Consider the following 16,806-nt stretch of genomic DNA (forward strand, 5'->3'; position numbering starts at 1 on the left):
GGCGCTGGCCGTGGGCGCGGCATCCGCGTTCGTCCTCGGCGCGCTCTACTCCCTGGTCCTCATGCTCCTGCGCAGGGCGGACGGCTCCACGCGCATCGCCTTCGGGCCCTGGATGATCGCCGGCGCTCTTCTCGGCATCGCCGTCGGGTGAGAGCCCCGCGGCCGGAGGCGGCGCTAATGTGAGCACATGGCACTCGCAAGACTCCACGGCGGCCCGCTGGACGGGCAGATCATCCCCCTCGGTGACGCGGACGACAAGCTGATCGTCCCCTACAGCGAGACCCAGCTGGTGTACAACCGCCGAGGCGAGCCTGCGAACACCGGTCCGCACGACGGCCCCACCGAGATCGACTACTGGTACGACGAGTCCCTCGAGGACCTCAACCGCTCCGATGACTGAGCCGTCGCGCACCGTCGAGGTCGAGCGCAAGTACGACGTCGACGAGGGAACGCCCCTGCCCGAATGGCGGGGCATCCCCGGCGTCGACGCGGTCTCCGAGGGTGAACTTCGTGAACTCGACGCGCGCTACCTCGACACCGCTGACGCAGCCCTGTCGCGCGCCGGCGTCGCGTTGCGCAGGCGGACCGGAGGCCCGGATGCCGGCTGGCACATCAAGGGGCCGCGCGAGGGCGACGGCCGTCTGGAGATCGGCTGGCCGCTCGGCGGCGACGATGCCGTCCCGGATGCGGTCACCGAGACGCTCGCCCGCTGGACCACCGCAGAGCTCATCCCGCTCGCCCGCATCGAGAACAGCCGCACGGCCTACCTGCTCACCGGCCCCGACGGCGTCGTCGCCGAGTTCGTCGACGACCGGGTGCGCGCCACGGACCTCCGCCAGGGCACTGCCCGCGAATGGCGCGAGTGGGAGCTGGAGCTGGGCCCGGCGGCCCCGTCGGATGCCGCCGGACGCGACGCGCTGTTCACCGCGGCGGAGCAGGCGATCTTCGCGGCGGGTGGCCGTCACTCGGCATCCGGTTCCAAGCTCGCCCGCGCGCTCGGCTTCTGAGCGCTCCCGCGCGATACTGACTCACCGAGGGCGGGTGCAAGCACCTTCCCCTCGGACGCGGCGCATGCTTGAGTGACTGCATGCGTCAGGCCGTGCTCCGATCCCTGCAGACCATCGTCCCGGACACGGTCCTCGTGCAGGAGCAGGTGCGGGACGTCTTCGCCGCGCAGCCCGGCATCGGGCGGCTGGCGCAGCGCATCGTCGGCGCCTCGTTCAACGGCTCCGGGATCGACACCCGGCACACGGTCATCGATGAGCTGTCGCTGACCGCGGACGTCGCCGAGCCCCGGTTCTTCGACCGGGCGACGGGGCGGCTGCTCTCGCCGGGCACGCGCGAGCGCAACGAGCTCTACGTGAGCGAGGCGACTCGCATGGTCGTCGACGCCGCCCGGCGCGCGCTCGAGGCGGATCCCGACATCGAGGCAGCCGACATCACGCACGTCGTCACGGTGTCCTGCACCGGGTTCCACGCGCCTGGCCCCGAGTACGAGATCGTCCGTGCCCTCGGGCTCTCCGACGGCGTGCAGCGCTTCCACCTCGGCTTCATGGGCTGCTACGCGTCGATGCCGGCGCTGCGGGCGGCGAGCCAGTTCTGTGCGGCCGACCCCGAGGCGGTCGTGCTCGTCGCGAGCGTGGAGCTGTGCACCCTGCACCTGCGCTCCTCGGAGGATCCGGACACGATCGTCGCCTCCTCGCTCTTCGCTGACGGCGCGGCGGCGGGAATCGTCACCGCCCGCGACCTGCCGACACCCGTCAGAGGCCTCCGGCTCGACCGCTTCCACACCGCGATCGCCGTGGAGGGCGAGAAGGACATGGCCTGGACCATCGGCGACCGGGGTTTCGAGATGATCCTCTCCACGTCTGTGCCGCAGATCATCGGCGAGACGATCATCGGAGCGCTGCGGCCGCTCTACACGGGGGAGGAGGACCTCTCAGCCGCCTTCGAGGAGGGCCGGGTCGGCGACAGGGTGGAGCACTGGGCGATCCACCCGGGCGGGCGCAGCATCCTGGACCGGGTGCAGGAGCGCCTTCATCTGAGCGACGCGCAGCTGCACCCCGCGCGCGAGGTGCTCCGCGTGAACGGCAACATGTCCAGTGCGACCGTGCTGTTCGTCCTCCGCCGGATCCTCGAGGAGGAGGGCGCACGGCACGGCGAGCGGGTGGCCGCGATGGCGTTCGGACCGGGCCTGACCGCCGAGAGCGCCCTGATGACCGTCGACGCGCCGGCGAGCGATGCGCCCTGACCTCACGGTCCGCGCGACGGATGCTCGCGAGCTGATGGACGCTCCTGGCGCGGATCGTCGGATGCTGGAGCGCACGTACCTGCGCTTCGGGGCGGTGAACCGGCTGGTGTCGCGGCCCGGCCTGCTCTATCGTCGCGACATCCGTCCGCAGGCCAGGCGCGGACGGATCCGGATCCTCGACATCGGCGCGGGTGGCGGCGACCTGTGCCGGGATATCGCGGCGCGACTGCGCAGAGACCGGCTCACGGCCGAGATCACGGCACTCGACCCCGACGAGCGTGCGATCACCTGGGCGCGGACGCACGACCGGGGCGCCGGCATCCGCTACGTCGACGGCGTGAGCACCGACATCGACGGGCCCTTCGACGTGGTCCTCTCGAATCACGTCCTGCACCACCTCACGGCCGCCGAGCTGTCGGCCCTGCTGGAAGACAGCGTGCGGCTGACCGCGCCTGGCGGGCGCGTCGTGCATCGTGACATCGCCCGCAGCCGCATCGCGCACCTCCTGTTCGCGGCGGCCACCCTGCCGTTCGCGCGCAACCTGCTCGCCGGCTCCTTCATCCGCGCCGACGGGCTCACGAGCATCCGCCGGTCCTACACGGCGCGCGAGCTCGCGGCCGCGGTGCCGCCGGGGTGGATCGTGCGCCGCGGGGTGCCGTTCCGGCTCGAGCTGCGGTGGAGGCGTAGCGATGCCCGATCATGACGTCGTGATCGTGGGGGCGGGTCCCGTCGGCCTGCTGCTGGGCTGCCTGCTCCTGCAGGAGGGCGTAGACGCGATCGTCTGCGAGCGCAGGGCGGATGCCGACACGAGGAGCCGTGCGATCGGGATCCACCGGCCCGGTCTCGAAGCCCTCGATGCGGCGGGCATCGGCTCCGCCGTGAGGTCCGAGGCGCTGCGGCTCGACGGCGGCGACGTGCTCAGCCGCGGCAGGGTGCTCGCGTCGCTGGACTTCGCCCCCGAGCGGCCGGTGCTCATCCTGCCGCAGCAGCGCACGGACGCCCTGCTGCGGGGTCGCCTGGAGGAGCTCTCGGCCCAGGCCCTGCACGTCGGTCACGTGGTGCGCGGCGTGCGCGACGAAGGCGACTTCGCGAGGGTCGCGGTGGACGGCGGGCAGGGGCTCCGCGAGGTGACGTGCCATGTCGCGGTGATCGCGGACGGCGTGCACAGCGGCCTCAGGGCGCAGCTCGGCATCCCCTGGCGCGATCGCGCCGGCGCGGGGGACTACGCGATGCTGGACGTCCACGACGACGGGGTCGAGCGGCGCGCCCTGCTGCACTGCGAGCAGGGCGGTCTCGTCGAGTCGTTCCCGCTGCCACGGGGACGGCGGCGATGGGTGCTGCGCGACGCGAGGGGCGAGAACGACCTCGGCACCGCGGCCGGCTTCCGCCAAGAGATCGAGCAGCGCACCGGGATCCGCCCCGGCATCCCCGACGACGCGCAGCCGACCGCCTTCCGCGCCGCGCAGCGCACCGCGGGTGCCGTGGTGCGCGGACGCGTCGTCCTCGCCGGCGACGCCGCGCACGAGATCAGCCCGATCGGAGGGCAGGGCATGAACCTCGGCTGGGCCGACGCCGTGCGCCTGGCAGCGGACATCGTGCGCGGGCTGCCGCTCGGGGCGGTCGATCTCGGCCGGTACGGGCGGCGCGTGCGACGATCCGCCCGCACGGCCCAGCGGCGATCGGCGTTCTACATGTCGATGGGGGCGCCGGCGTCCGGCATGCCGCTGCGCGCCCGCGAGCTGCTGATCCGCACCCTCGGCACCGCGCCGCTGCGCGGATGGGCCGGCGGGCTCATCACGATGCGGGGGCTGTGACGCACGAAGCCCCCGGACCCCTGATGAGCTCAGGGACCGGGGGCTTCGATGGACGATGGATTCGGGTTTCGACTCGCTGGCGCTCGCTCAACCTTGATCCGTCACGACTCAACGCTCCTTCGTCGCGTTGAGTCGCGCCGCATCAGAAGTTGATCATGTGCCCGGCGAGACCGTGGAAGCCCTCCTGGAGCGCCTCCGACAGCGTCGGGTGGGTGTGCACGTTGCGGGCCAGCTCGAGAGCCGTGAGGTCCCACTTCTGCGCGAGCGTCAGCTCGGGAAGGAGCTCCGAGACGTCGGGGCCGATCATGTGCGCGCCGATGAGCTCGAGGTGCTCGGCATCCGCGATGAGCTTGACGAAGCCGACCGGCTCGCCGAGGCCGTGCGCCTTGCCGTTGGCCATGAACGGGAACGTCGCGACCTTGATGTCGCGGCCCTCGTCCTTCGCCTGCTGCTCGGTGAGGCCGAACGACGCCACCTGCGGCGAGCAGAAGGTCGCCCGCGGCATCATGCGGTAATCGCCCAGCGTCTGGGTCTCTGCGCCGCCGATGGTCTCGGCGGCGACGACGCCCTGCGCCTCCGCCACGTGGGCGAGCTGCAACTTGGCGGTCACGTCGCCGATGGCGTAGATGCCCTCGACGTTGGTGCGCATGTGGTCATCGATCGCGATGGCGCCGCGCTCGGTGAGCTGCACCCCGGTCGCCTCGAGTCCGAAGCCCTCGATGTTGGGGGCGAAGCCGACCGACATGAGCACCTTGTCGGCGTCGATGGAGCTCTGCTGCCCGTCCTTGGCGGTGTACGAGACCGTGACGGACGAGCCGTTGTCGACCACGGAGTCGACCCGGGTGGACGTGAGGATGTCGACGCCGTAGTTCTTGTACTGCTTGGCGATCTCCTTCGAGACGTCCGCATCCTCGTTGGGGAGGGCGCGGTCGAGGAACTCGATGATCGTGACCTTGACGCCGTAGTTGGTCATCACGTACGCGAATTCCATGCCGATGGCGCCGGCGCCGACGATGACGATCGACTTCGGGAGCTCGCGAGAGAGGATCTGCTCCTCGTAGGTCACGACGTTGTCGCTGAGCTGCACGCCCGGGAGGAGGCGGACCTTCGAGCCGGTCGCGATGATGACGTTGTCGAAGGTGACCTCTTCGGTCGAGCCGTCGGACTTGGCGACCGAGATCGCCTTCGGCCCCGTGAAGGTGCCGCGGCCGTCGTACTCGGTGACCTTGTTCTTCTTCATCAGGAAGTGGATGCCCTTGACGCGCCCGTCGGCGACGACGCGGCTGCGATCGAACGCCTTGCCGTAGTCGATCGTGAACTCACCCGAGATGCCGAAGAACTCGGCCTTGTGGTTGAGCGTGTGGGCGAGCTCCGCGTTCTTCAGGAGTGCTTTGGAGGGGATGCAGCCCACATTGAGGCACACACCGCCCCAGTACTTCTCCTCGATGATGGCGGTGGACAGGCCGAGCTGCGCGCTGCGAACCGCGGCGACGTAACCGCCGGGACCTGCACCGAGGACGACGACATCGTAGTGTGGCATGCTCTCAGCCTATCGCGCCGCGGGAGTGTCCGATTCGGACCGCCTCCCGTTTCCACGACGCGAGAGAAGCACGATGACGACGGCGAGGACGATGAGTCCGCCGAGGATGCCGAGCATCCAGATCCCGGTGGAATCGCCCGTGTTCTCCGGTGCCTCCGGGGTCGCCGTCGGCACCGGCTCGGTACTCGCGAGAGGCTCGTCGCTCGCCTCGGTCGTCGGCTCGACGGCGGGAGCGGCGGCGGTGCTCGTGGACACGGTGAACGAGAACTCGCCGGAGGTCGGATGCCCGTCGCTGGAGACCACCTTCCAGATCACGTGGTACTCGCCGGCCTCGGCCTCGGCGACGAGCGGCTGCGTGACGATCGCGCCGTCGACGGTCGCCGCGCCGTCCGTCATGGTCGCGCCGGCCGCATCCGTCACGACGACCTCGGTCGCCCCCTCGCCGCCGATCAGCTTCGCGCTGAACGTGAGGGTGAGTTCGGACGGCAGCGTGTCCACCGTGCTGCCGTCGGCGGGGCTGGAGCCGGTGAGGGCATCATGAGCCGAGGCGGAGAGCGGCGCGAACAGGACCAGGAGTGCCGTCAGCAGTGCGGCCGCGAGGGCGATCGGAGCGGTGGGGAGGCTGCGGGCTGTGGTTTTCACATGCCCAGCCTATGAATCCCCGGTATGTGGCGGCTGAGTGCGAAGGGGCCTCCCGCGAGGCGCTCCGGATCAGTTAGTCTGGACGATCAGGAGGGCATAGTGACAGACAGTGAGAGCCGACCGGCCGGAGACGCCGCGATCCATCGTTCCGGCGAGCAGAGGCACGACGTGACGCAGACGTTCGGGCACGACTCGGACCTTTCCTTCGTGCCTTTCGGCGTGGAGCTGACCGACGTCGAGCAGAGCGCGATCGGATCGCTTCCCTCGGGTTCGGCGCTGCTGCTGGTGCGCTCCGGCGCACTCGCCGGCGCCCGCTACCTCCTCGACACCGATGTGACGACGGTCGGCCGGCATCCTGAGGCGGACATCTTCTTCGATGATGTGACCGTGTCCCGCCGGCACGCGGAGATCACCCGCAGCGGCACGACCTTCGAGATCATCGACCAGCGCTCGCTCAACGGCACCTACGTCAACGGGGAGCGCGTCGACCGCAGCGTGCTGGTCGACGGCTCCGAGCTGCGTGTCGGCAAGTTCCGCCTGAACTTCTTCGCATCGCCTCTCGACCGCGTGGCGGCGAACGGCTGATGGCGGCGTCCCCCGCCCGCGAACGCACAGCGTCCGCGGGTCTGCTGAGTATCGGCCAGGTGCTGGCCAGGCTCACGCCGGAGTTCCCCGAGCTGACCTCCAGCAAGCTGCGCTTCCTCGAGGTGCAGGGGATCGTCACCCCGTCGCGCACCGAATCCGGCTACCGCAAGTTCTCGCAGGCTGACATCGAGCGGCTGCGCCTCGGACTCACGCTGCAGCGGGATCACTATCTGCCGCTGAGCGTGATCCGCGAGCAGCTGGACGACATCGAGGCGAACGGCGAATCCACCGGGTTCGTCCCCCCTCCGTCGATCACGCCGCCTCCGCGCCGCTACCGGCGCGAGGAGCTGCTGTCGGCGGCGGGAGCAGGGCCCCAGCTGCTCAACGACGCGATCAGCACCGGCGTGATCGTCGCCCAGGAGGCATACCCCGAGGCGACCGTGACGCTGCTGCGCGGGCTGGTCGCCCTCGACCGGCACGGGATCGAGCCGAGGCACCTCCGGGCGCTGCGGCAGGGAGCCGAACGCGAGGTCGCGCTGATCGAGTCGGCGATGTCGGCGATGCTGCGGCGGACGGATGCCGCGTCGCGCGCCAAGGCGAACGAGATGGCGCCCTCGCTGGCCTCGAAGATTGACGAGGTGCGGTCGCTTTTCGTCAAGGATGCGCTGTCGCGCCTGCTTTCGTAACGAACTGATTGCGACACACCTTCGGTGTCGCACGGATGTCATTGCCCGCACCTGGACGCTGCTCTAGCGTGGAGGTAACGGCTCCAGGGAGGACTTCAGATGAATGCGGACGAGCGTGCAGGCGACCCGCGGTTCGTGCCAGAACTCCTCTTCACCGACGGTCTGCCGGCGATGGACGACGAGGTCGGCTACCGCGGTGCGGTCGCTGCTCGTGCGGCGGGAATCACGTACCGCCAGCTCGACTACTGGGCGCGCACCGAGCTGGTGGAGCCCACCGTTCGCGGCGCCAGCGGCTCCGGATCGCAGCGTCTCTACGGCTTCCGCGACATCCTGGTCCTGAAGCTCGTCAAGAGCCTCCTCGACACCGGCATCTCGCTGCAGCAGATCCGCACCGCGGTCGAAGAGCTGCGCCGTGCCGGCATCCGCGATCTCGCAGGCACCACCCTCATGAGCGACGGCGCCTCGGTCTACCTGTGCACCTCGAACGACGAGGTCATCGACCTCGTCAGCCGTGGTCAGGGCGTGTTCGGCATCGCCGTCGGCAAGGTGCTCCGAGAGGTGGAGTCGACGCTGGTCGAGTTCGACGCGACCGCCCCGGATCCCGTCGACGAGCTCAGCGCCCGCCGCGCCAAGCGCACGGCCTGACTCGCAGCCTGATCCTCAGACCCTTCGACAAGCTCAGGGACCCAAGCGGAGCGACAAGCTCAGGGACCCAAGCGGAGCGACAAGCTCAGGGACCCAAGCGGAGCTGTGCGCTCGCCTGCTCGCTGAGCCGGGCCCCCTCGCCCAGAGGCTCCGGGCAGCGCGCCAGCGCTGTCTGGAGAGGGCGCGGGGAGCGACGCGTCAGGCCTGAGGGCCGGTCTCAGGAAGCTGGATGCGTCCGGTCCGGATGATCCGGTCGAGCAGCTGGTCGAAGTCGGCAGCCAGCTCCTGCGCCGAGTCTCCCGGCCAGATGTGCAGCGGCTTCGCCGCGCCCTGCGCCTGCTGCAGCGAGGTGCGCTCGGGCAGCTGAGGGGAGAGCACGAGCGGACCGAACATGTCGCGCAGCTCCTTGATCCGGAACTGGTGCTCGATCGACTGCGGGCGCACCCGGTTCACCACGATGCCGAGCGGCTGCAGGCGAGGGGAGAGGCCGCGGCGGATCTCCTCGATCGCGCGCAGCGCACGGTCGGCCGCGGCGACGGAGAACAGTCCGGGCTCGGTGACGACCATGACGCGGTCGCTGGCAGCCCACGCGGTGCGGGTGAGCGCGTTGAGCGAGGGCGCGCAGTCGATCAGCACGAGGTCGTAGTCGGCCTCGACGGAGGCGAGCGCCTCCTCGAGCTTCCACACGTCGCGGACGCTCGGATGCGGCCCGTCGTAGTTGATGGCGGACGGGCTGCCGATCAGCACGTCGATCGTGCCGGGGTGCACCTTCACCCAGCCGCTGGAGGTGATCGCCTGTCGGACCACTTTCTCCTTCGGGTTCGCCAGGACGTCGGCGACGTTGAGCCGCCCGGCGACCTGGATGTCCATCCCGGTGGACACGTCGGATTGCGGGTCGAGGTCGACGACGAGCGTCCGGACACCGCGGGCGAAGGCCGCTGAGGCCAGTCCGAGTGTCACGGTCGTCTTGCCGACGCCTCCCTTGAGAGAGCTGACGCTGAGTACGTGCACGAACCCCACGTTACCTTCCCCTAGGCTGGGGGAACACTCAGCCCCGCCCCATGCGCGCCGAAAACGCCGTGCATCGAGCTCTCAGAGGTGTGCATGTTCCAGAAGATCCTTGTGGCCAACCGCGGCGAGATCGCGATCCGCGCCTTCCGTGCGGCCTATGAAGTCGGGGCGAGAACGGTCGCGGTCTTCCCCTATGAGGACCGCGGGTCGGTGCATCGGCTGAAGGCCGATGAGGCCTACGAGATCGGCGAGCGCGGGCATCCGGTCCGCGCCTACCTGAACGTCGACGAGATCATCCGCGTCGCGCTCGAAGCAGGTGCGGATGCGATCTACCCCGGCTACGGCTTCCTCTCCGAGAACCCGGAGCTCGCGGGCAAGGCCGCAGCAGCCGGGATCGTCTTCATCGGCCCGCCCGCGAAGGTGCTCGAGATGGCGGGCAACAAGGTGGAGGCCAAGCGTCACGCGATCGAGGCCGGTGTTCCCGTCCTGCGCTCGACCGAGGCTTCCGACGACGTCGAGACGCTGGTCGCGCAGTCCGATGAGATCGGCTTCCCGCTGTTCGCCAAGGCCGTGGCCGGCGGCGGTGGCCGCGGCATGCGCCGCGTCGAGTCGAAGGGCGACCTCGCACCGGCACTGGCCGAGGCCATGCGCGAGGCGGCGAGCGCCTTCGGCGACGCGCGGATGTTCCTCGAGCAGGCGGTCCTGCGGCCGCGGCACATCGAGGTGCAGATCCTCGCGGACAAGACCGGCGAGACGGTTCATCTGTTCGAGCGGGACTGCTCGGTGCAGCGGCGCCATCAGAAGGTCGTCGAGATCGCGCCTGCGCCGAACCTGGATGACGGCATCCGCACCGCTCTGCACGGCTACGCCGTCGCCTTCGCCCGCTCGATCGGCTACGAGAACGCGGGCACCGTCGAGTTCCTGCTCGAGACCGCAGGGGAGCGCGCCGGCGAGGTCGTCTTCATCGAGATGAACCCCCGCATCCAGGTCGAGCACACGGTGACGGAGGAGATCACCGACGTCGACCTCGTGCAGAGCCAGATGCGCATCGCCGGCGGGCAGACGCTCGCCGAGCTGGGCCTGCAGCAGGGCGACCTGCACGTGCGCGGCGCGGCGCTGCAGTGCCGCATCACGACCGAGGACCCGACCCAGGGCTTCCGCCCCGACACGGGCAAGATCACGACCTACCGCTCGCCAGGCGGCGCCGGCATCCGCCTCGACGGCGGCACCGTCCACCAGGGCGCGCAGATCAGCCCGCACTTCGACTCGATGCTCGCCAAGCTCACCTGCCGAGGGCGCGACTTCCCCGCCGCGGTGGCCCGCGCCCGCCGCGCGCTCGCGGAGTTCCGGATCAGGGGCGTCTCGACCAACATCCCGTTCCTGCAGGCGCTGCTCGACGACGACGCGTTCGTCGCGGGCGACGTGAGCACGTCCTTCATCGACGAGCGCCCCGAGCTGCTTCGCGGACGCCCGTCGAAGGACCGCGGCACGAAGCTGCTGAACTGGCTCGTCGACGTCACGGTGAACAAGCCGCACGGCGCGCACCCCGGGAGCATCGACCCCGTCGAGAAGCTGCCGCGGATCGATCTCGCAGCCGAGCCGGCCCCAGGCTCGCGCCAGCGGCTGCTCGAGCTCGGGCCGGAGGGCTTCGCGGCCGACCTGCGGGCCCGCAAGGCGCTGGCCATCACGGACACGACCTTCCGCGACGCCCACCAGTCGCTGCTGGCGACGCGCGTGCGCACCAAGGACCTCGTGGCCGCAGCTCCCTACCTCGCGCGGCTCACGCCCGGGCTGCTCTCCGTCGAAGCGTGGGGAGGGGCGACCTATGACGTCGCCCTGCGATTCCTCGGCGAAGACCCCTGGGAACGGCTCGACAAGCTCCGCGAGGCGCTCCCGAACATCGCGATCCAGATGCTGCTGCGCGGTCGCAACACGGTCGGCTACACGCCGTACCCGACCGCCGTGACCGAGGCATTCGTGGCGGAGGCCGCGGCCAGCGGCATCGACATCTTCCGTATCTTCGACGCGCTCAACGACGTCGAGCAGATGCGGCCGGCCATCGAGGCCGTGCGGAACACGGGGACGGCCGTCGCGGAGGTCGCACTCTGCTACACGGGCGACCTGCTGAACCCCGCGGAGGACCTGTACACGCTCGACTACTACCTGCGGCTCGCAGAGCAGATCGTCGGAGCGGGCGCTCACATCATCGCGATCAAGGACATGGCGGGGCTCCTGCGCCCCGCGGCCGCCGCGAAGCTGGTCACTGCGCTGCGCGAGCGGTTCGACCTGCCGGTGCACCTGCACACGCACGACACCCCCGGCGGCCAGCTCGCCACGCTGCTCGCGGCCAGCGCCGCCGGAGTCGACGCCGTGGACGCGGCCTCCGCGCCGCTGTCCGGCACGACCAGCCAGCCGTCGCTCTCCTCGCTCGTCGCGGCGCTCGCGCACACCGAGCGCGACAGCGGCATCGACCTCGCGGGCGTGTCCGACCTGGAGCCGTACTGGGAGGCCGTGCGCCGTCAGTACGCGCCGTTCGAGTCCGGGCTCCCGGGGCCCACGGGTCGCGTCTACCACCACGAGATCCCGGGCGGCCAGCTCTCGAACCTGCGCCAGCAGGCGAAGGCACTCGGGCTGGCGAACGACTTCGAGCTCATCGAGGACATGTACGCCGCGGCGGACCGGATCCTCGGTCGTGTGCCGAAGGTCACACCGTCTTCCAAGGTAGTCGGCGACCTCGCGCTGCACCTCGCGGCGGTGAAGGCCGACCCGGCCGACTTCGAGGCCAACCCCGGCAAGTACGACGTCCCCGATTCCGTCGTCGGGTTCATGGCGGGCGAGCTGGGCGATCTGCCCGGCGGCTGGCCAGAGCCGTTCCGCACGAAGGTGCTCGCCGGACGCGCGGTGCGCGTGGGGCTCACGGAGATCAGCGCGGACGACGAGGCGGCACTCGCGGGCGACAGCCCCTCGCGGCGTGCGCGGCTGAACACGCTGCTGTTCCCCGCCCCCATGCGGGAGTTCACGCAGATGCGCGACCTGTACGGCGACCTGTCGGTCCTCGACACGAGCGACTACCTCTACGGGCTCGTGCAGGGGCAGGAGCACCTGATCGAGATCGATCGGGGCGTACAGCTCTACGTGGGTCTCGAGGCCATCGGCGATGCCGACGAGAAGGGCATGCGCACGGTCATGACGACCCTGAACGGTCAGCTGCGGCCCGTGTTCGTGCGCGACCGCTCGATCGTCGTGGACGTGCACGAGGTCGAGAAGGCTGACACCTCGGTGCCCGGTCAGGTGGCTGCTCCCTTCTCCGGCGTCGTCACGCTGAAGGTCGAGGTCGGAGCCGTGCTGAGGGCAGGAGAGCCGGTCGCCTCGATCGAGGCGATGAAGATGGAGGCGGCCATCACGACCCCAGTCGACGGGATCGTCGAGCGGCTCGCGATCGGCGAGACGCAGCAGGTGGACGCCGGGGATCTTTTGGTCGTCATCCGCCCCGCGCACTAATCTTGTCCGGGCGAGGGCCGCGCACTCAGGTGCGCACCCGAGCCCCGCACAAGCCTGGAGTGACACAGTGACCCCGAAGAACGCCGCAGACCCGCAGGACGATGAGTCCAGGGGGGTGCTCGACGAAGCCGCCTCCCTGGACACCGCCGGCATCGGCATCCTCGGCGGGACCGCTCAGGTGAGCGTCTCCCTGCCGGTGGAGGAGGACGACGACCTCGCAGACGACGGCATCGTCGACGGCGAGGTCATCGCCGACCTGATCATCGATGAGCACCCCGAGCCCGAGCCCGAGGTCGAGAGCGACGACGTTCCGCCCCCTGCGCAAGAGGCCGTCATGCAGACGATCGTGATCGAGGTGCCTGCGATCGAGGAGGCCGGAGAGGCCGAGATCGCGCCAGCGAAGCCTGCGGCGGCGCCGGTGGAGCAGGAGAAGCCGGAGCCGCCGATCACGAAGGCGGCCGCTGAACCTGTCGACGTCGTGGCCGAGGAAGCAGCCGCTGCTGCCGAATTCATCGCCAGGGCGAAGGCCGACTTCGCAGCCAGGTCCGTATCCCGCCCAGCGACCGTGCCGTCACCCGCCGTGAAGAAGGAGACCAGCGCAGTGGATGCAGCGAACGAGAAGGCGATCACCCCGCCGGCGAAGCCGGCGCGCGCAGAGGTCGCGCTCACCTCGAAGCGACTCGATGACCTCGGCGAGGCATCGAGGGAGACCGCGGACCTGCTCACCGCAGACCGCCTCCTGGACCCGCATCAGCTGAGCAGGCCCGAGCCGGAGGGCGCGTGGAGCCACTTCCTCTACACGATCTCCGGACGCCGGATCAACATCGGCGACGGCAGGCGGGCGCGTGAGCGCAAGGCCCTCACCACCAGGATCGCGGCCCCGCTGTCCGGCGGCGCCCGGTTCGTCCCGGTGCTGTCGCGCAAGGGCGGGGTGGGCAAGACCACGATCACCGCGCTGCTCGGCATGGCGCTGGCTGATGCCCGAGAGGACAGGGTCATCGCGGTCGACGCGAACCCCGATCGCGGCACGCTGGCCGACCGGGTCGTCCGTCCGCACCACGGAAAATCGGTGCGAGACCTCGTGCGCATCCACGACGAGGTGAAGGGGTATCACGACCTCTCCGCGATCGTCGCACGCGACGCGACGCGCCTCGACGTGCTGGCGTCCGACTCGGACCCGCGCATCGCCGAGGCCTTCAACGACAGCGACTACCGCGACGTCGCCGACGTGGCCGCCCACTACTACTCGCTGGTGCTCACCGACACCGGAACGGGCATCGTGCACTCGGTGATGTCCGCGACTCTCGATCTCGCCGACCAGATCGTCATCGTGTCAGGGCTCAGCGTCGACGAGGCGCGCCTGGCATCCGAGACCCTGACGTGGCTCGAGACCAACGGCTATGCCGAGCAGGCGCGCGAGGCGATCGTGGTCCTCAACCAGTCCACCCCGGGTACCCCGCTCGTCCGGCTCAATGAGCTCGAAGCGCATTTCGGCACCAGGGCGAAGCAGGTGGTCCGCATGCCGTACGACGCGCAGATCGCCGGCGGCGGCACGATCGTGTTCGCGAACCTGCAGCCGGAGACGCGGATCGCCGCCCGCGAGCTCGCCGCGCTGCTCGTCGAGGGCCTCAGGGCGAAGGCCGCCTGATGGCGGTCCGCGAGATCCGCGTCTTCGGCGACCCCGTTCTGCGCACCGTGTGCGCGCCGATCGATGCGATCGACGACGGCGTCCGCGCTCTGGTGTCCGACCTGATCGACACCGTCGAGCTCCCCGGTCGCGCCGGGGTCGCCGCGAATCAGATCGGCGTCGCGCTGCGCGCGTTCAGCTACAACATCGACGGCGACGTCGGCTACGTGCTCAACCCGGTGCTGACCGAGGTTCGAGGAGAGCCGCTGCCGACGGGGGAGGGCTGCCTCTCCGTGCCGGGACTCTGGCACGACGCCCTCCGGCACCCGTGGGCGCGCGTCGAGGGCACCGACCTGGACGGCGAGCCGGTCGTGCTCGAGGGTGAGGGGCTGCTCGCGCAGGCGCTGCAGCACGAGACCGACCATCTGGACGGCAAGCTCTATCTGTCGCGCCTCGACCCGGAGACCCGGAAGGTCGCGATGCGCGAGGTGCGCGAGAGCTCCTGGTTCTGACGCGAGATCGCACAGCAGAAGGGCCCCGCCGAGGCGGGGCCCTTCTGCTGTGCTCGTGAGTCCGAAGCGGTCAGCCGCCGATGGCCACGTTCGTGGTGGAGACGGGCTCGTCGTAGATCGCCGCGACCTCATCGGCGAAATCCGTCATGATCACGTTGCGCTTGATCGACATCTTCGGGGTGAGGTGGCCTGACGCCTCGGTCCATTCGGAGCCGAGGATCGTGAACTTGCGGATCGACTCCGCCCGGGAGACACGGGTGTTCGCGGCATCCACAGCCCTCTGGACCTCGGCGCGGACGGCTTCGTTCGTGCTCGCCTCCGCCAGTGACATGTCCGCGGGGAGGCCGTTGTTGCCGAGCCAGGTCGGCAGCATCTCCGGGTCGAGCGTCACGAGCGCGGCGATGAACGGACGACGGTCGCCGACCACGACGACCTGGCCCACGATCGGGTTCGAGCGGATCGGATCCTCGAGTGCCGCGGGGGCGACGTTCTTGCCGCCGGCAGTGACGATGATCTCCTTCTTGCGGCCGGTGACGGTGAGGAAGCCCTCCGTGTCGAAGCTGCCGATGTCGCCGGTGCGGAACCAGCCGCCCTCGCTGAAGACCTCGGCGGTCGCCTGCGGGTTGTTCCAGTACTCCTTGAAGACGTTGATGCCGCGCACCTCGATCTCGCCGTCGTCCGCAAGGCGCACGCCGACACCGGGGAGAGCGGGCCCGACGGTGCCGATCTTCGACTTGTCTGCGAGGTTCACGGTCGCAGGAGCCGTGGTCTCTGTAAGTCCGTAGCCCTCGAGGATGACGACGCCCAGGCTGTGGAAGAAGTGGCCGAGGCGCGCCCCGAGCGGTGCGGAGCCGGACACCGCGTACGCGATGTTCCCGCCCATCGCGGTGCGCAGCTTGCTGTAGACGAGCTTGTCGAACAGCGCGAACTTGAGCTTGAGACCGAGGGGGACCTTCTTGCCCTCCTCGAGGAGCTTCGAGTGCTCGATCGCCGCCGCCGCCGCGGTGCGGAAGATCTTGCCCTTGCCGCCTGCCTCGGCCTTCTGCTCCGCCGAGTTGTAGACCTTCTCGAACACGCGGGGGACGGCGAGCAGGAAGGTCGGCTTGAACGAGCCGAGCGCCGGCAGCAGCTGCTTGGTGTCGGGCTGGTGGCCGGTGCGGACACCCGCATGGATGTCGAGGATCGAGATGAAGCGGGCGAACACATGCGCGGTCGTGATGAACAGCAGCGTGGAGGCGCCGGGCATCGTGAGCACGGCGTCGAGCGCCTTGGCCGAGTTGCGGCACAGCTCGACGAAGTTGCTGTGCGTGAGCACGCAGCCCTTGGGGCGTCCGGTCGAGCCGGAGGTGTAGATGAGCGTCGCGATGTCCGAGCCGATCGCGAGATTGCGGCGGCGCTCGATCTCGGCATCCGTCACGTTCGCACCCTGGGCCACGAGCGCGTCGAGCGCTCCGAGATGCAGCTGCCAGACATCGCGGACGAGGGGAATGTCTCCGCGGACCTCGTCGACGCGGGCGAAGTGCTCGGGTGACTCGACCATCAGCGCGATCGCGCCGGAGTCCTCCATGATCCACTGGATCTGCGCGGGGGAGCTGCTCTCGTAGATCGGGACCATCACCGCACCGGCGTAGAACAGGGCGAAGTCGACCAGCGTCCACTCGTATGTCGTGCGCGCCAGGAAGCCGACCTTCTCGCCGGGCTGGATGCCTGCGGCGGCGAAGCCCTTCGCCAGTGCTATCACCGCCGTCTGGAAGTCGGCGGCGGTGATGTCGCGCCAGCCGTCGCCTTCCGGCACGGAGAACAGGGCGCGATCGGGGGTCGCCTCGACGCGCTTCACCAGGAGATCGGTGATGTTGGCGTCGGGGTCGGCGGGGACGATCGCAGGGACTTCGAACTGGACCACGGCAGCTCCTTCGGTACCGGTCGGACACGGGTCTCCCCGAGTCTACGCCATGGGATTCAGTCGCACTTGCTTTGAGACTGAGTCGCAAT

At 69.9% G+C, this 16,806-nt stretch carries 15 protein-coding genes; 11 read left to right on the plus strand and 4 right to left on the minus strand.

The window, feature by feature from the left end; all coding sequences use genetic code 11:
* The first annotated feature begins 187 nt into the window (after positions 1-187).
* The 5 genes from IPV10_RS04130 to IPV10_RS04150 all read left to right on the plus strand — a co-directional run bounded on the left by IPV10_RS04130 (position 188) and on the right by IPV10_RS04150 (position 4,065).
* Positions 188-400, plus strand: a complete 213-nt coding sequence (locus IPV10_RS04130) for a response regulator (protein ID WP_207480721.1) — start codon at positions 188-190, stop codon at positions 398-400.
* Positions 393-1,007 carry a CYTH domain-containing protein gene (locus tag IPV10_RS04135; RefSeq protein WP_207480723.1) on the plus strand — a complete coding sequence of 205 codons (615 nt, stop codon included), beginning with the start codon at positions 393-395 and terminating at the stop codon, positions 1,005-1,007. Before IPV10_RS04130 ends, IPV10_RS04135 begins: the two co-directional genes overlap by 8 nt.
* A gap of 80 nt (positions 1,008-1,087) precedes the next feature.
* On the plus strand, positions 1,088-2,251 hold the full coding sequence (locus tag IPV10_RS04140; protein ID WP_242684639.1) for a type III polyketide synthase: 1,164 nt from the start codon (positions 1,088-1,090) through the stop codon (positions 2,249-2,251).
* A complete protein-coding gene (locus tag IPV10_RS04145) occupies positions 2,241-2,954 on the plus strand; it encodes a methyltransferase domain-containing protein (RefSeq protein WP_207480725.1) in 714 nt (237 codons plus the stop codon). The genes IPV10_RS04140 and IPV10_RS04145 overlap by 11 nt, the downstream gene beginning before the upstream one ends.
* A complete protein-coding gene (locus tag IPV10_RS04150; RefSeq protein ID WP_207480727.1) occupies positions 2,941-4,065 on the plus strand; it encodes an NAD(P)/FAD-dependent oxidoreductase in 1,125 nt (374 codons plus the stop codon). Before IPV10_RS04145 ends, IPV10_RS04150 begins: the two co-directional genes overlap by 14 nt.
* 142 nt (positions 4,066-4,207) lie before the next feature.
* Here the strand turns inward: IPV10_RS04150 and lpdA are convergent, their stop codons facing one another.
* Both lpdA and IPV10_RS04160 read right to left on the minus strand, forming a co-directional pair.
* On the minus strand, positions 4,208-5,605 hold the full coding sequence (lpdA, locus tag IPV10_RS04155; RefSeq protein WP_207480729.1) for a dihydrolipoyl dehydrogenase: 1,398 nt from the start codon (positions 5,603-5,605) through the stop codon (positions 4,208-4,210).
* 9 nt (positions 5,606-5,614) lie between these two features.
* A complete protein-coding gene (locus IPV10_RS04160) occupies positions 5,615-6,247 on the minus strand; it encodes a copper resistance CopC family protein (protein ID WP_207480731.1) in 633 nt (210 codons plus the stop codon).
* Between the two features lie 99 nt (positions 6,248-6,346).
* Between IPV10_RS04160 and IPV10_RS04165 the strand changes: the two genes are divergently transcribed.
* The 3 genes from IPV10_RS04165 to IPV10_RS04175 all read left to right on the plus strand — a co-directional run bounded on the left by IPV10_RS04165 (position 6,347) and on the right by IPV10_RS04175 (position 8,163).
* A complete protein-coding gene (locus IPV10_RS04165; protein ID WP_207480733.1) occupies positions 6,347-6,832 on the plus strand; it encodes an FHA domain-containing protein in 486 nt (161 codons plus the stop codon).
* A complete protein-coding gene (locus IPV10_RS04170; RefSeq protein ID WP_207480734.1) occupies positions 6,832-7,518 on the plus strand; it encodes a MerR family transcriptional regulator in 687 nt (228 codons plus the stop codon). The genes IPV10_RS04165 and IPV10_RS04170 overlap by 1 nt, the downstream gene beginning before the upstream one ends.
* Positions 7,519-7,617: 99 nt before the next feature.
* On the plus strand, positions 7,618-8,163 hold the full coding sequence (locus tag IPV10_RS04175) for a MerR family transcriptional regulator (RefSeq protein ID WP_207480736.1): 546 nt from the start codon (positions 7,618-7,620) through the stop codon (positions 8,161-8,163).
* Between the two features lie 198 nt (positions 8,164-8,361).
* Here the strand turns inward: IPV10_RS04175 and IPV10_RS04180 are convergent, their stop codons facing one another.
* Positions 8,362-9,174, minus strand: a complete 813-nt coding sequence (locus IPV10_RS04180; RefSeq protein WP_207480738.1) for a ParA family protein — start codon at positions 9,172-9,174, stop codon at positions 8,362-8,364.
* Between the two features lie 93 nt (positions 9,175-9,267).
* On the opposite strand from IPV10_RS04180, the gene IPV10_RS04185 reads away from it, so the two are divergent.
* The 3 genes from IPV10_RS04185 to def all read left to right on the plus strand — a co-directional run bounded on the left by IPV10_RS04185 (position 9,268) and on the right by def (position 14,814).
* On the plus strand, positions 9,268-12,675 hold the full coding sequence (locus tag IPV10_RS04185; protein WP_207480740.1) for a pyruvate carboxylase: 3,408 nt from the start codon (positions 9,268-9,270) through the stop codon (positions 12,673-12,675).
* Between the two features lie 67 nt (positions 12,676-12,742).
* Positions 12,743-14,323: a MinD/ParA family protein gene (locus IPV10_RS04190; RefSeq protein WP_207480742.1), complete on the plus strand. Its 1,581-nt coding sequence runs from the start codon at positions 12,743-12,745 to the stop codon at positions 14,321-14,323.
* A complete protein-coding gene (def, locus tag IPV10_RS04195; protein ID WP_207480744.1) occupies positions 14,323-14,814 on the plus strand; it encodes a peptide deformylase in 492 nt (163 codons plus the stop codon). The genes IPV10_RS04190 and def overlap by 1 nt, the downstream gene beginning before the upstream one ends.
* A 70-nt stretch (positions 14,815-14,884) precedes the next feature.
* Here the strand turns inward: def and IPV10_RS04200 are convergent, their stop codons facing one another.
* Positions 14,885-16,717, minus strand: coding sequence for a long-chain fatty acid--CoA ligase (locus tag IPV10_RS04200; protein ID WP_207480746.1), 1,833 nt, complete (start codon positions 16,715-16,717; stop codon positions 14,885-14,887).
* Positions 16,718-16,806 lie beyond the last annotated feature (89 nt).

It is taken from the genome of Microbacterium sp. SD291 (genome assembly GCF_017355365.1).
In the GTDB taxonomy this organism is placed as follows: Bacteria; Actinomycetota; Actinomycetes; order Actinomycetales; family Microbacteriaceae; genus Microbacterium.

Excerpts from the sequence above, each read along its gene's own strand:
- IPV10_RS04130 (WP_207480721.1), top strand. The coding sequence starts at position 188 with ATGGCACTCGCAAGACTCCACGGCGGCCCGCTGGACGGGCAGATCATC.
- IPV10_RS04135 (WP_207480723.1), top strand. The coding sequence starts at position 393 with ATGACTGAGCCGTCGCGCACCGTCGAGGTCGAGCGCAAGTACGACGTC.
- IPV10_RS04140 (WP_242684639.1), top strand. The coding sequence starts at position 1,088 with ATGCGTCAGGCCGTGCTCCGATCCCTGCAGACCATCGTCCCGGACACG.
- IPV10_RS04145 (WP_207480725.1), top strand. The coding sequence starts at position 2,241 with ATGCGCCCTGACCTCACGGTCCGCGCGACGGATGCTCGCGAGCTGATG.
- IPV10_RS04150 (WP_207480727.1), top strand. The coding sequence starts at position 2,941 with ATGCCCGATCATGACGTCGTGATCGTGGGGGCGGGTCCCGTCGGCCTG.
- lpdA (WP_207480729.1), bottom strand. The coding sequence starts at position 5,605 with ATGCCACACTACGATGTCGTCGTCCTCGGTGCAGGTCCCGGCGGTTAC.
- IPV10_RS04170 (WP_207480734.1), top strand. The coding sequence starts at position 6,832 with ATGGCGGCGTCCCCCGCCCGCGAACGCACAGCGTCCGCGGGTCTGCTG.
- IPV10_RS04175 (WP_207480736.1), top strand. The coding sequence starts at position 7,618 with ATGAATGCGGACGAGCGTGCAGGCGACCCGCGGTTCGTGCCAGAACTC.
- IPV10_RS04185 (WP_207480740.1), top strand. The coding sequence starts at position 9,268 with ATGTTCCAGAAGATCCTTGTGGCCAACCGCGGCGAGATCGCGATCCGC.
- def (WP_207480744.1), top strand. The coding sequence starts at position 14,323 with ATGGCGGTCCGCGAGATCCGCGTCTTCGGCGACCCCGTTCTGCGCACC.